10 protein-coding genes are annotated in these 14,977 nt (G+C 50.4%); 1 reads left to right on the top strand and 9 read right to left on the bottom strand.

Annotated elements, in window-relative coordinates; all coding sequences use genetic code 11:
* Positions 1 to 52: 52 nt before the first annotated feature.
* The 9 genes from V8F51_RS22090 to V8F51_RS22050 all read right to left on the bottom strand — a co-directional run bounded on the left by V8F51_RS22090 (position 53) and on the right by V8F51_RS22050 (position 13,908).
* Positions 53 to 946 (bottom strand): ABC transporter ATP-binding protein, encoded by an 894-nt coding sequence (locus V8F51_RS22090; RefSeq protein ID WP_337102675.1) that lies wholly within the window; start codon positions 944 to 946, stop codon positions 53 to 55.
* Positions 947 to 949: 3 nt separating this feature from the next.
* The gene (locus tag V8F51_RS22085; RefSeq protein WP_337102674.1) at positions 950 to 3,817 is read right to left on the bottom strand and encodes an ABC transporter permease; all 2,868 of its coding nucleotides are present in this window, start codon (positions 3,815 to 3,817) and stop codon (positions 950 to 952) included.
* Positions 3,818 to 3,872: 55 nt separating this feature from the next.
* A complete protein-coding gene (locus V8F51_RS22080; protein ID WP_337102673.1) occupies positions 3,873 to 4,931 on the bottom strand; it encodes an efflux RND transporter periplasmic adaptor subunit in 1,059 nt (352 codons plus the stop codon).
* On the bottom strand, positions 4,906 to 5,631 hold the full coding sequence (locus V8F51_RS22075; protein ID WP_337102672.1) for an ABC transporter ATP-binding protein: 726 nt from the start codon (positions 5,629 to 5,631) through the stop codon (positions 4,906 to 4,908). Before V8F51_RS22075 ends, V8F51_RS22080 begins: the two co-directional genes overlap by 26 nt.
* A gap of 565 nt (positions 5,632 to 6,196) precedes the next feature.
* Positions 6,197 to 8,218: a glycoside hydrolase family 43 protein gene (locus V8F51_RS22070; RefSeq protein ID WP_337102671.1), complete on the bottom strand. Its 2,022-nt coding sequence runs from the start codon at positions 8,216 to 8,218 to the stop codon at positions 6,197 to 6,199.
* 244 nt (positions 8,219 to 8,462) lie between these two features.
* On the bottom strand, positions 8,463 to 9,401 hold the full coding sequence (locus tag V8F51_RS22065; RefSeq protein WP_337102670.1) for a carbohydrate ABC transporter permease: 939 nt from the start codon (positions 9,399 to 9,401) through the stop codon (positions 8,463 to 8,465).
* 16 nt (positions 9,402 to 9,417) lie between these two features.
* The gene (locus tag V8F51_RS22060; RefSeq protein WP_337102669.1) at positions 9,418 to 10,392 is read right to left on the bottom strand and encodes an ABC transporter permease; all 975 of its coding nucleotides are present in this window, start codon (positions 10,390 to 10,392) and stop codon (positions 9,418 to 9,420) included.
* A gap of 109 nt (positions 10,393 to 10,501) precedes the next feature.
* The gene (locus V8F51_RS22055) at positions 10,502 to 12,211 is read right to left on the bottom strand and encodes an ABC transporter substrate-binding protein (RefSeq protein WP_337102668.1); all 1,710 of its coding nucleotides are present in this window, start codon (positions 12,209 to 12,211) and stop codon (positions 10,502 to 10,504) included.
* A 125-nt stretch (positions 12,212 to 12,336) separates the two neighbouring features.
* Positions 12,337 to 13,908, bottom strand: a complete 1,572-nt coding sequence (locus tag V8F51_RS22050) for a response regulator transcription factor (RefSeq protein WP_337102667.1) — start codon at positions 13,906 to 13,908, stop codon at positions 12,337 to 12,339.
* Positions 13,909 to 14,211: 303 nt separating this feature from the next.
* Between V8F51_RS22050 and V8F51_RS22045 the strand changes: the two genes are divergently transcribed.
* Entirely contained in the window at positions 14,212 to 14,976 is a 765-nt protein-coding gene (locus V8F51_RS22045; protein WP_337102666.1) for a helix-turn-helix domain-containing protein, read from the top strand.
* Position 14,977 lies beyond the last annotated feature (1 nt).

Genomic DNA, 14,977 nt, shown 5'->3' with positions numbered 1-14,977 from the left:
AATCAGATATCCATATCAAACTCCCCTTGCAGGAAGTGTACATGGTGCTTGGTTAGCCTGTCTGCTTCGCTGACTGGGGATAAAGAACGATGCGGCCGTCCTCCATCTCCACACGAACCTTGTTGTTGTTCTTGAAACCTTCCACGTCAAGAAAACCGGAAGGAATCTGCAACCGTCCTGCCTTGTCCAGCACGGCATATTCCGTGTGGCTCTCCGCTTCCAGCATGGAGCTCTCAGCGTCCAGCATGGCCAGCTCATCGGCGTACGAGACTTTGCGGATCATCTCAGCCGACGTCTTGCCGTCCCGAATTTGGACGACGCGATCTACCTTGCGCGCCAGCGAAGGATCATGCGTGACGATCACGATTGTAATGCCGATCGATCGGTTGAGCGCTCGAAACAAATCGAGCACCTGGTTAGATGTTTTCGTATCAAGCGAGCCCGTCGGCTCATCGGCTAGCAACAGCTTGGGCTCGTTCGCCAGCGCAATCGCAATGGCTACCCGCTGCTGTTCGCCGCCGGACAGCTCGCTCAGCCTATTCTTCATCCGATGGCCAAGCCCCACCGCCTCCAGCAGCTCCATTGCCCGAGCCCGCCGATGCTTGCCGCGCAGCAGCATCGGCAGCTCTACATTGGCTAGCGCAGTTAAATAAGGAATAAGGTTGCGCGCATTATTTTGCCAGACGAAGCCGACCGTATCGCGCTTGTAAGCCACCAGCTCCTTCTCGCCGAACTTCAGCAAGTCTTTGCCGTCTACGAACAGCTTGCCGGCGGACGGCTTATCTAGGCCCCCCAGCATATTCAGGAGCGTTGACTTGCCGCTGCCGGAATTGCCGATAATCGCCATCAGCTCGCCGTCCTCGACCTGCAGATCAAGACCTTGCAAGGCGAACACCTCAAGATCAGCCATTTTGTAAATTTTGACGAGTCCTTCGCTTTTAATCATCGTTTACTCCTCTCCAAGCTTGAGTGCTTGCGCAATTCGGATTCTCGATAATCGGTAACCAAGGATTAACAGGCCTATTGTCAGCGTAATGCCGACAATGCTATACAGCTGCAGATAGTCGCTGAGCTGTTGAATCATTTCGAAAGGCGGAACTTGATCCTTCGTCGAGAATGAGATCTCGAATAATGGCACGAATAACTCGCTTATCGTATTGCCGATGATGACGCCTAGAACAACCGCCGCTCCGGACGTCAGCAATTGCTCGCTGACGAGCATGCCGATAATTTGCCCGAACGGAATGCCCATTGCCCGCAGCACACCGTATTGAAGTGTTCTGCCCGACAGCGTAAGCACCCAGAATAGCAGGAAGCCAAAGAAGCTGATTAACATCGAGATGACGAACCCAAGCGTCATAACGCCGTTGATCGCAAGTCTAAAAGGATCGTTTTTCGATTGAATCAGCTCTTGCGTGGCGTCCTGAAGGTTAATGATTTTTAGCTTCTTCTCCGCCAGCTGGTCGTAGACGGTTTGGCTTGCAACGCCGTCCTTCAGCTTCAGCCATACCTCGTAAGGCTCAACGACAAGCCTTTTTTGAATCGTGCCGAGATGGCCGACGATTAAGTTAGGTTGAGCAACCTTCTCCTTATCGTTGTTATTGCCGTTCGGAAGCGGATTCCAGCTCGGCCAGTAGTCGATAATGCCATATACGACGAATGGAGCTTGATCAAGTCCATCCCAAGACAAGGCAATCGTATCGCCTAACTTCACCTTTGCTTTCTCCGCGATCGAGCGAGAAACAAGTACCGCTTTTGTATTAGGCGCGAGCAGATTAAGGTAGCCGTTAATGGGATGATCGAGAAGTCCGTCCTTCATCCACGCCGTTTGGCCGAAATCCATCGTGTCGATGCCGACAAGAGTAGTCGCCCCGCTTGTTCCGCTAGACGGGGTTACGAACCGCGCATTTTCTTTCTTGAATACTTTGGCACTCGCAAGGATTCCTTCCAGCTCTTCGAACGGCTGGAACGGCGGTTCGATGTATTGAACCCGGTTCGAGCTGGACGCAGCCGCCTCGACCTGCTGAGGAGCGGACGACAGGTAGGTCGATGGACGCGAATCGCTTTCCCAGCGTGTCATAATGGTCATATCCGCGCCGATATTGTATTGAATCTTGCTCTCCATGTTGTCGTTAATAGTGCGGGCCGAGTTCGCGCTGAAAAGTCCGGTCGCGACGGTCATGATCAGGAATAGCTTGATCGTCTGGTATTGACCGGATGATCGGCTAATCTGTACTAACGTGTTGTAAAGCGCCGGCGACCACCATCTGCGTCCAGCCAGATAGACAAGACGAATGAACCATGGATATACCCTTAGCAGAAGCAAACCGCCTCCGAGCGCGAATAGCGAAGGCATTAGGAACAGCATCGGATCGAGCTGGAAAGCGTCTGAATCGAGACCTAGCCGCTGCAAGTCCTCCTGTCTCTTGTTGAAATTGTAGAGCAGATATACGGCAATGCCGACGAGGATAAAATCAAGGCCTGTTTTATGCCAGAAAGTCAGCTTGTTATGGCGCGCATTCTGCTGTTTATGACTGACGATGCTGACCCTTGTCGCCATGAACGCCGGAATCAAGATCAACGCCAATGCGGCAGCCACCGCCACCGATGACACGAAGTAGGCGCTGCTGGTCAAGCTAACCTCAAGCGCTGATCGATTGACAAACTCTAGGAAACCGTTCGAGGCACCAAGCACTTTCGTGAACAAAATACCTAGAAACGGACCAACCGCAAGCGCGCTTACGCCCAGAAATAAGCTTTCAAACGTATAGGCCGTCATGATCTGCAGGCGGCTTGCCCCGCGGCTGCGCAGGACCGAAATCTCTGTCTTCTGCCGTTCGATAATGAGATTCGCCGCCATATAGAGATAGAAGGCAAGCATCAGCATAACCGGCGAATAAAGAGAAAGCATCATCACGTCAAGCTTTTCTTGCTTGCCCTGATAAGAATCGACCGTTGAAACAGCAGGGATGTTAACCTCATCGACGCCAATGCGACCGCGGAAATATCGCCTGATATCCTTGTCGGTCTGTACGAATGCATCAATCTTATCAATCGTTAATTGTTCGTATTTCAAGGCTAGGCGCCAATCCAGGCTCGCTAGCTTCGTCTTTCCTCCAAGTATGAAATCGCTCTCAAATTGATCGAATGGAATAATAAATCCGTCGCTGTCCTCCGATGTTAGGAAAGGTAAATAAGGATCGGCTGCAGGATTGGTCTCCATAATCCCAACCGGAATGACACGGAACTTCGTTTTGTCCGGCGCTTCGGCGATCAGTTCATCCCCGAGGTCTCGCTTCGTAGCGATCAGAAACTTTTGCGTAACCAGCGCCTCGTATATGCCGTCAGCCCGAACGGCCGGCATCACGCCGTCGATTAATCGCACTCGCTTCTCCATGCCGGAAAGCGACTTTATGCTGCCCGCCGTCTTCTGCGATTGCTTCTCCTGATCCGTAGCGTCAGCTCCGTACACCTTCAATCGCTGCGTGAAGCGCTGCTGATAGACGGATAAAGCTTCAAGACCTGCTCTGCCCGGTATCGATTGCACGAATCGGTCGGCACGCTTAATGGCCTCGATTGTCTTCTCGTCCATCGCCGATGAGGATACGGTCGTTCCGATGCGAATATATCCCGGATACACGCCTTCCTGAAGCTGCACCGATTGCAGCTCCTTTTGCAGCGTCCGCTGCAGGATCGCTTCCGAATAAAGCGGCATAGAGCTGAATAAGGCCACGCATACGGTGAGGCCGATCCATAGATTCAGCTGCAGCCACTTGTTGTTTGCCATCTTGCGGAGGATCATCGTCCATAAGGCCATGCGTACACCCCATCCTTGCGCCAGCTACATGCTTGTAACTGGTCTTCATTGTTAGTTAGTTGTTCAGGATAACCTGCTGGCCTTCCTCAAGTCCCTTGACAATCTCCGCTTCGGTCGATGTTATCAGTCCTACCTCAACGTCGACCTCCTTGCGGCGTTCGCCTTCCGCCACCTGCACGTAATAACGTCCCATATAAGAACGAATGGCAGAGCGAGGCAGAACGATGACGTTCTCGCGCTTCTGCAGTTCAATCGTAAGCTCGGCGCTGTCGCCAATATGAATGCCGTCCGGCGCATTATCCATGCTCATGAACAGGGTTACGGCGTTGCGCTCAGCTTTGGCTCCATCTGTACCGATGGGCACGTTAGAAGGCGATTGCAGCACTTTGCCCGTGTACTCCTTGCCCTTATACTTTAGATTGACCGGCATGCCCGCTTCGACCGGTTGTACTTCCTTCATATCTCCCGCGACATACGTAAGCTGCATGCGCGATGTATCCGCAATCGATACGATGGATTGGTAAGCGTTAACAAAATCCCCCGCATTCAACGTTTCCACGAATGTTACCGTTCCGGAAATCGTTGCGAATATCCTCGATTTCGAAAGGCGTGTCTCCATGGACTTCAGCGAAATGTTCTCGCGTTCAAGATCGATTTCACGCAGACGCAGATCGATCGGCGTTGCATCAGCATCGAGGGCTTGCTTATACATCAGCTCCGCCCGTTCCACGTTAAGACGCTGCAGACTAACCTGAAGCTCAAGATCTCCCGTTTCTTGCTCCGCGAGCAGATCGCCAGCCTTCACTTCTTGGCCGATTGCCGCTTTGATCGACTTGAGCCGGCCACCCGATTCCTTGAACGACAAATTTTCCGCGCTCGAGGAAACAAAGTGCGCCGTCCCTTTGAGATACGTCTGAATAGACCCACGGCTAACCTCCACGATATCCAGCTGCTCTTGTGCCGGCTGTACAAGCGGCGGTTGCAAGGCTTGCTGCTCGGCAGGGAGCAGTCCGCATCCGGACAGCGCCAATATGGCAGCGAGCGCGATTGCCGCTCTTCCCGTTGACGTAAACATTTTCCCGCTTCCGTTATTCGTTGTTCGTATGCGATACAATTGTTCCATCCTCCAATGAAATGACATGGTCGACAAGCTCCATAATGCCAGGGTCATGCGTCGTGAGAACGACCGTCATGCCGGATTGGTTGACGAGCTCGCGGAATACCCGCATCACTTGTATGCCCATTCGGCTATCTAGCTCGGCCGTTGGCTCGTCCGCGATTAGCAATACAGGTTCGTGAGCGATGGCTCGTGCGATTGCTACGCGCTGCTGCTCGCCGCCGGATAGCTCGGCCGGACGATGCTTCATTCTATCCTTCATTCCGACCTGCTCCAGCGCCTGCTCGGCCGCCTCCCGATTGCCCTTGAACGGCGTACCTGCAACGCGCAGACCAAATTCAACATTCTCGTAGGCGTTCATGAGCGGAAACAACCCGAAGGACTGGAATACGAGGCCGATTTCCTTGCGTCTTATTGCGCTTCTCTCCTTGCCGGGCATACGCGTAATTTCTCTGCCCTGAAAGAACACCTGTCCTTCCGTTGGCTCGTCAAGCGCGCTAAGCATATTCAGCAATGTCGTCTTGCCTGAGCCCGATCTGCCCTTAAGCGCCACCATCGATCCGGCTGATATATCCAAATGGACGTCCGATAACGCGGTGACGGCGGCATTGCCTTTGCCGAATGTCCGCTTAAGGCCGATCGCCTTCAGTATCGTCTCGCCGCTTGCTTCACTCGGTAACTTTATCTTCGCCGACATCGCTAACCTCCTCATTTATTCTCGTTGTCTGTATTTATTTTAACGTTTTCATTTCTGGAGAAGTACCTGTTCGTTTCTTGTTCGTTCACCTTATAAACGATAGATTTTGGGGTTGTATGCTCAAATACGCGCTTACACGACGGGACAGCTGGTGGGCTCGAACTTGCGGAATGACTCCGTAAGAGCCTATACGCACTTACAGTCACATTCTCAAACCCAGCTTCAATCTGTAAGAGCATATAGGCTCGTACACGAGGAGAGCAGCCGGTTCAAACAGCCGATTTCGCTCCGTAAGGGCCTATATGCACTTACAGTCACATTCTCAAACCCAGCTTCAATCCGTAAGAGCATATAGGCTCTTACACGAGGAGAACAGCCGGTTCAAACATCTGATTTCGCTCTGTAATGGCCTATATGCACTTACAGACACAGTCTCAAACCCAGCTTCGATCTGTAAGAGCATATATGCACTTACACGACGGGGCGGCTGCGAATTGGTGACAAGAAGCGAGCAGCGCCAGCCGGATCCCATCCGACTGGCGCTGCTCAAATCTATTACCCTATTTTATTTGCCGAACTGCCATGCATTGAACGTGAACAGCTCTGTATCGGCCTTGCCTTTGAATACAAAATACAGATCGTGAACGCCTTCCGCCCCTGCGACTGCCGTCTTCACTTCTGCCCAGCTTGCAGATCCGACAGACTGCGGCACGGCAAGCGCGCCGATCAAGACACCCTCCGCACTGTCCAGGCGAAGCTCCATGACAGCATCATCGCTTCCGCCAGCTACGTACGCGGTGAACGTGGATGCGCCATCCCCAAAGTCCACTCCTGCAACAGCCGTCCAATCGCCATTATGAATATCTGCAATCGCAACCTCTGCGACTGCCGTTCCTCTATCATCTCTTTTCTGCGGCAGTGCATCGATGCCTGCGCTCCATGCAAGCGTCTCCGCCTCTACGCGAATGAATGGATTAAGCTTATTCAGCTGCGGAACGCCTTTTAGATCGGCTTCGATCTCCCCAATGACGCCGTCCGCGCCAAAGCTTACTTTGTTCAGATGCGTCGAACGATAGCCTTTCGGAACGCCCATCGCCTTGGACAGCGTCTGCGCGTGATAAGCGATATACCACTCGTCATGGAATTGGAACATCGCGTGGTGATTGTTGCCGCCAACGCCGAAGAAGTGACCCGGATTTTTTAGAATCGTACCTTGATATGTCCACGGCCCCATCGGATGATCGCTCGTCATATAGGCGATTTCTCCAGCCGGCGGACTTCCTTCCGGTCGAACGCCTCCGTAGAAATTCGAGCAATACGTATAATAATAAGTGCCGCCGACCTTGTTGATTCCTGCATCCTCGAACATGAAAGGCGCTGGAATGACGGCCGCTTCACCGACGACGCTGATCATATCGTCGCCAAGCTGCATAACGCGGGCCGTATCGGGATTCTCTTCCTTCCCCTCCGGAATGCCTCCGCCGAAATAGATATATCCCGTGCCATCGTCGTCGACCAGTACGGCCGGATCGAACAGCCAGGTGACGCCCTCCGCTTCCGGCGCCGATCTTGCTATTAGAGGCTTCCCGATTGGATCAATCCACGGTCCGGTCGGGCTGTCACTCGACAGTACGCCGATGCCGCTGGCGTTATTCGCAAAGTACAGGAAAAACTTGTCCTTGCCGTCAATCACTTTATGAGCCGCTGCCGGCGCCCAGGATTGAGTTGCCCACTTCGCCTCTCCCTCGCTTCCTGCAACGACGACGAAGCCATGGTCTGTCCAGTTCATTAAGTCCGAGGAGGAAACAATGGACAACCGGTTGATTGACCCATATGTGTTGTCCTTCACTTCTCCAGCCTCGTCGTACTCCAGTACGTCATAGGTGCTGTAGATGTAGACGCGGTCATTGTAGACGATTGCGTAAGGATCGGCACCGAATTTATGCGACACAAGCGGGTTTCCGTTTTGCGGAAGCTTGCCGATCGCGCTTGCTGGCGGTTCATAGACCATCTCGGTGGACGCTCCGCTAACGTCATATGCTGTGCTTTTGTTACCGGAATCCACGATTTCCAGGCTGCTTACTTTCAATTCCTTATTCATTTTCACAATCAACCCCCGTGTTTGTTTTAATGTAATTGTTGCCAGCTCTTTGCTGCCGTCAAGGTTCGCAAATGCAAGAAGTGAGCCGTCGTCATTCCCCATTCGAAGTTCCAGCCCTTCCTCCGTAAGCTGGAACGCGACGGCTGCTGTCGAAACGTTGCTCGGGTTCGGGACGATTGCATCGACTTCGAACGCGGCTGGAATGTTCAGCAGCGCACGAATTTGGACAACTTCTTGCTCAACCGGGAAGTCGTCCATCAATAATTTCACTTCATAGGTTGTATCCTTCTCCTTGCTTAATTCTACCGTCTCTTCATTCAGGTAAGCCGATAACACAACCTCAGACGGCTGTTGCTCCGATTCGTTCCGGCCAATCTGTGATTGGTAGAAGAGAAATATTGCCGTGCCCGCGGCAAGGAGCGCAACTGCGAGTCCAAGACGCTTCTTAACGGTCAGCAAGCTGTCACCTCTTTCCCTGTTAATCAAGCGTAAACGGCTATCGTCCTCCTTTGTCGGCGTTTGCAACCGTTTCGCGGAGAAATATAAGAACAGTATAAACAGCAAATTTTATACATTCTTATATTTGTACATAGTAATGTCAACTAGGGCAAGGAACAACCTGCCTATCTCTTAGTCATTACCCGTCAAGTTCTAGGTTCGAAGCGTAAGCAGCAATCATAGAGCGATAAAACAAAGCAAGCACCCAGTCCGGGTGCTTGCTCACGGTTGCTTAACCTTTAACGCCGCCCACCATCATGCCTTTGACAAAATATTTCTGCAAGAACGGATACACCATGATAATCGGTACGGAAGCGACGATCGTCATCGTTGCCCGTACAGCTAGCGGCGTGACTCTATTTTGCTGAGCTCCGCTCGCGCCGCTTATCATGCCGTCCATACCCGTTGTACCGGCAGTCGTGTTGGAGTTCTGCAAAATCTTCTGCAGCTCATACTGGAGCGTGCTTAAGTCGATATGTGAAGAGTTGTATAAGAAGACGTCGAACCAGGAATTCCATTGATAGACGCCTGAGAACAAGGCGACAGTAGCAAGTACGGGAGTCGTCAGCGGCAGCACGATGCTGAAGAATGTCCGGAATTCACCGGCACCGTCGATCTTTCCCGATTCGAGAATGCTGTCCGGCAAGTTTTCGATGAAGGAGCGGATAATGATTAAGTTGAAGACGCCGATCAAGCCCGGCCAAATATACACCCAGAAGCTGCCTACCAGATGCAAATCTCTCATCAATAAGAAAGTAGGAATCAGGCCGCCGCTAAAATACATGGTCAATATAAAGGCAAGCGTAATAAACTTCCGCAGCACAAAATCCTGTCGGCTGATTGCATAGGCGACCATCGCGGAGCATATCACCGTCAAGCCCGTTCCGATAACCGTACGCAAAATCGAGATTAGAGTCGCATGGAAAATCGTCGCTTCCTTGAAAATGTATTGATAGTTGTCCAGCGTCCACACCCTAGGAAGCATGTAAATACCGCCTTTAAGCGAGTCCTGCGAGCTATTAAGCGATACGGCCAATACGTTAAGAAATGGATATAGGGTGACGACCATCAACAAAATCATAAAAGTATAGTTGCAGATGTCGAATATGCGATCGCCCATCGGTGCTTTGATTTTGTATTTCTTGTTCTGTTTCACATCGCTTGCAGCCATTTATATGCCTCCTGTTCTAGAATAGTCTTGCCTCGCCCATGCGCCTCGCAATATGGTTCACTGCGAACAACAGGATGAAGCTGACCACTGTCTTAAACATGCCTGCCGCGGTGGAAAGGGCGAAGTTGCTTTGCGCGATGCCGTATTTCAAGACAAATATATCAATGTTCTCGGAATAGTCCACGTTCATGCCGTTGCCCAGCAAATATTGCGGCTCAAATCCCGAATCCAGCAAATATCCGATATTCATAATTAACAATACGACGACGACTGATTTAATGCCCGGCAGCGTAATGTACGTCATCTTTTGCAGCCGGTTCGCGCCATCGATTTCTGCCGCTTCGTACTGTGCAGGGTCTATCGTTGTCATAGCGGCCAAATAAACGATAGTGTTCCATCCGATATCCTTCCATATCGAGCTTGCTCCGAAGATCGTCCAGAAATATTCAGGAATGCCCAAAAATAAGATTTCATTTCCTTCGCTCACAATCCCAAGCCAAACCAACAATTCATTGATGATACCGTCCGGCGACAACGTCGTTTGGATGATGCTGGCCGCCACGACCCATGAAATAAAATGCGGCAAATAACTAACGGTCTGTACGACTCGCTTGAAGGCTGCCTTCCTTAATTCGTTCAGCAGCAGCGCAAGCGTAATTGCCGTCAAGAAACCAAACACAAGATTAATGGTGCTCATCGCAAGCGTATTGCGAAGTACCCGAAGGAACCGATCGTCCCCGAACAAAAATTCGAAATGGTGAAAGCCGATCCACTTCTGCTCCCAGAACCCGCGTGCAGGCTTGAAATCTTGGAAAGCCATCGTCCAGCCCCAAATCGGAACGTACTTGAATAGAATTAGCCATAACAAAAATGGCACAGTCATAATAACGAGCGCACGCTGCTGCAGCAGCTTCGCAAAGAACTGCTTGATTCCCTTCGGCTTCTTGTTTATTGGCGGCCGGCTCGTTGTCTGTATTGTATTGGACTCCATCATTTTCTCTCCTTCCGGTACCGAAGCATCTTGCCCTAACAATAGGAATAGGCCGGACACTGATCGAATTAGTATCGATATGTTAAACCCGGCCTATCTCCGTCATCCATTATTTAAGAGCTTCAACCTTCGCCTTGGCTTTTTCCGTCGTCCACTTCTCATAGCCGGCCGTATCAAGCTTGCCGAACTCCTTCATGTACTCTTCCCATATCGAGTCGAATTTGCCAGGATCGGCAAGTACAAGCTTAGGGAAGTACTTCTTCGTCAACTCGTCCTTTTTCGTTTCCCACATGATTTCCGGCGAATTTTGCTCCTTCGCGAAGCCCCATGCCGGATACCATGGGCGGAATACTGGCTTTGCGAACGTTTGAGAATAGGTCTGAGCGCCGTATTTTTCCAAGATTACTTTATCCGCTTCCGTCAAGCTCGCTTGGAAATATTCAGGCTGAACGTTTACGCCCTTGGCATTACCATCAGACAGCGTAGAATTGGCACCGTAGCTTGGCCAGTTCCAGCTATAATATTTAAAGCCGAATGTCTCGTTGAACGCTTCGTTGATTTTGTCGATTTGCTCCTGCGTACGGTAGAAGCGGCCTTCTTCGTTAACCTCGTACGTTTCGCCTTTAATACCCCACGACGTCAGGATTTGGTTCTCTTCTTTCAACAAATTGTCAAAATATTCGATTATGCGGACCGGATCTTTGGCGCTGACCGTAATGCCGATACCGCGGTTAGTAACAACGCCTGCTTCCGCATCGATGTAAGCGTCAGTAATGCTCTCGTCGAACGTAATCGGCAGCGGGAAGTATCTGTACTTATCGAGAGAAGGATCCTTGCGCGCATCATCCTTCAGCACGTTAAGCGCATTGTCCACTTGCCATTTGTAATCAAAGAAGCCAAGCACGTTGTGCGACGTCAACTTCGCAATGTATTGGTCGTAGTTATCTACGAACGAAGCTTTGTCGAATAAACCCTTTGCGTTCAGGCCATTGAGCGTCTGCAGCCATTTTTTCGTACCTTCGTCGCCTGCGTACGTCTTCGCTTCCAACGTATCCGCGTTGATCATGACGTTGCCGTCATTCGGATAACCCATCAAGTGCATCGGCACATTGGATGTTGCGAAGAATCTCCAGTCATGCGTAAGCGAAATGAGGCCTGTCAGCTTCTCGTCCTTATGCTTCGCTTCATAGTCCTCAATCAGCTTGATGTATTGATCAAGCGTCTTAACAACCGGATAGCCCGCTTCCTCGAGCACGCGGCGCTGAATCCAGAACCCTGAGCCCGCTTCCGGATCGGGAATAAACTCGCCTACCTGAGCGGCAATTGGTAGAATATATAGCTCGCCGTCAGACGATCTCATTTGGTCGAGCGCATCCCCGTATACCCTCTTGATGTTCGGACCGTGCTTCTCAATCAAATCGTCAAGCGGAATGAACGCGCCGGCATTTATTACCTCTTCCATCGCCGCGTCCGGAATAAGCACGTCCGGATATTCGTTCGCCGCGATCATCGTGCCGATCTTCGTGTTCAAGTCGCCTACGAGAAACTCCAGCTTGAAGTTGACGCCGGTTTGGTCCTCGAGCATTTTGCCGATCGTCGTCTCGTTTGTGTTGCCGTCCTTGGATCCGGCCACGCCGTTATAGATCGTGTACGTTACCTTTTCCTTCGTCGGCTCCGATCCGCCATTGTCGCCGGTTGCGGCGTTTGTTGCAGATGGTTTGTCTGTGTTTTTGTTGTTGTTGTTGCCGGAGCAGGCCGTCACGGCGGACAGCGTCAAGGCAGCAGCCAGGCTGAGAAGCAATACTTTGTTTTTCTTCACTATTCTTCTTACCCCTCTCTCATCTAAATGTAAGTACAACCTAAGTATAAAAGCGATTACATCGTTCGTTTACCCGCCTAACTGCATCGAATTCCTCACTAATTATTGATTTCACCCCGAATAATCTATTGCAGATCTAATTTGTTTCGATATTCGGACGGCGTCATACGCTCCAGCTTATCGAATTGCGTTACGAAATAATCGGGATTGTTGAAGCCTACCCGCTCAGCCACCTCATAGATTCGCAAGTCCTTCATCCTTAATAATTTTTTGGCTTCCGCGATCCGCAGCTTCTGTAAGTAATCGTTAAAGTACAAGCCGTAATTTCTTTTGAAGAGCTGTCCCAAATATGCGGGGTTCATATAATATTGGCTGGCAATGTTTTTCAAACTAATATTTTTGCTATAATTCTGATCCACGAACGTTTTGATTTTATGCATTCTGCCCTTGCCGTAGGTTCGATACAGCTCGCCTACCATACCGCCGGCTTCGAAGACGAATGCGGTAAGCAAGCGTTTGATTTCCTCCAACGTAACATTGTGATCATGCCAATTAATGACCGGCTCGAAGGAAGCAAGCTCGGTTTCGTCCCCCTCCATGCCCCTAATCGATTTGCAAATCACAAGCACGCATTGGACAATGCTGGTCTTGATTGCTTCAGGAGAATAGCGTTTGCTGCGAAACTCCGAAAATAACGAGTCGATGACCTGTTTCATCTCGTACGAATCGTTCTCTTCAACCGCCTCTACCAGCCTTCGGCATATGTCGTCGTCCAATTGACTATAAATAAGTTCCGTTCCGCTCACGTCCGAAGAGGCAATGACGCGATCGGCGCTTCTGTAATATTTGCAGCTCATTGCTTCCTTGGCACTTGTATACGATTCCTTGATACCACTCAAATGCTGGACGGTTGTTCCCGCATAGGCGCGGTATTCAAGTCCGAATTGCTCGTTTAACCGCAATAACAGAAGCTCCATAAACGCATGTACGCTGCCTCCGGCTTCGGAGAGATGCATACTCGTAACGATCAACCCGTATGTTCGGCGATGCTCATAAAGAATCGGATCGGATGCGCTTGGAGCCAGCTGCCGCACCGCAGCCCGAATACTTGCCCTCAGCTCATCCGTCGACGGCTGCTTCTTGTCGCTCCATGGGTGAACATTGTTCAGCTCGATCAGCGTGTATGTAAACGTTCGAGAACCAATTGACGTCTCGTACTTCATCCAAGCCTCCGCTGCGTCATCTGCGGATTCTCCGCGTATGAGCGCTTCGATCTGCTTCTCGCTTAGCAGCTTGCGTCGACGCTCCTGAAGCTGTCGTTTCTTCGCCAGCTTGTCCCGCAGCTTGCCCAGCGCTTGAGCGATGTCCTCCTCGTCCACCGGCTTAAGCACGTAATCGAGCACGCCGAAACGAACCGCCTGCTGCGCATAAGTGAAATCGTTATGTCCGCTAATAATGACAAATTCCGTATCAAGCTTCTCTTCCTCTGCCGCCTGGATTAAGGCAAGACCGTCCAGAACGGGCATCCGAATGTCGGTGATGACTAGATCGGGCATTTTATCCCGGATCATCTCAAGCGCATCCTCTCCATTGTCGGCCTCGCCAATGACCTGATATCCGTTTCCTTCCCAATCAATCATCCTTATAAAGCCTTTACGGAAATAGATTTCATCGTCGACAATAATTACGCTATGCATGCAGGCAACCCTCTCTCTTCGAAAAAATAGGAATCGCTTAAGAAAAACAGAAGCGGCGTTCTCTCCCTTATTGAACTCGAGGGACGACCGCCGCTTTCTTAATCGGATAACCTTTTTATTTCTTAATTGCATTGCGAATAATCGTTCGGCATCTCTCTTACATCAATTTATCGACTTCAAGACAAGTTCACAACCCGACAAACTCTGTATAAATACCTCTCTAATTCTAGTTTCTACGACTATCAGAGCTTCTTGCTAGGTCAGCATGATATAATGTAGAAATGCTAACATGGAGGGGTACGGATGGCTCATATATACTATGTTGAAAGCAATACAACACACGCAAGCAATTTTGTTATTGATGTGCCCGTAGGTTATCACTGGCTCCTTGTGATCACTAAGACCCCTGCGAGGTTTTGGGTCAATGGCGATGTTAAGGAATACCCTGCACACAGCGCCGTCCTCTACCGCCCAAAGCAAAAAGTTTATTACCAAGCCAGTTCTGATTATTTCGTCAATGACTGGATCCGCTTCGAATCCAATGAATCTTATATTACGAAATCCTCGCTTCCGCTTGGCGTTCCTTTTTCCATCAACGATCCTGACTATTGCCATAAGCTGTTTGAACTGCTAGTCATCGAACACAACTATAATCGCGATTACAAGGAATCTTCCATCGACTATTTGCTCCGGACGCTGTTTAACAAGCTATTGGAATCCTATTCTCATCATGTCATTACGCCTCAATACTACAATCTATTAAAGATTCGAACAGCGATTCAAAACGATCCGGGTGACTGCTGGACGGTTTCGAAAATGGCGGATTATCTCCAAATAAGTCCGGGCTATCTTCAGAACCTCTATAAGAAAACATTTGGAATTTCCTGCATGGATGACGTCATTCAATATCGAATCCGATTAGCGCAAGAATATCTGATTCATAGCACCCAAAGCATTGTTGAGATCGCTTCCCGATGCGGATATCAAAATGTGGAACACTTTTGCCGGCAATTCAAAAAGCTGACAGGGTATACGCCAAGAAATTTTCAAAAGACGGCCAAAACGTGAT

Origin of the sequence: Paenibacillus sp. YIM B09110 (genome assembly GCF_037167145.1) — a bacterium.
Classification (GTDB): Bacteria; Bacillota; Bacilli; order Paenibacillales; family Paenibacillaceae; genus Pristimantibacillus.
The sequence above is the reverse complement of the archived record's forward strand: the minus strand, read 5'-3'. Positions and strand labels throughout refer to the sequence as shown.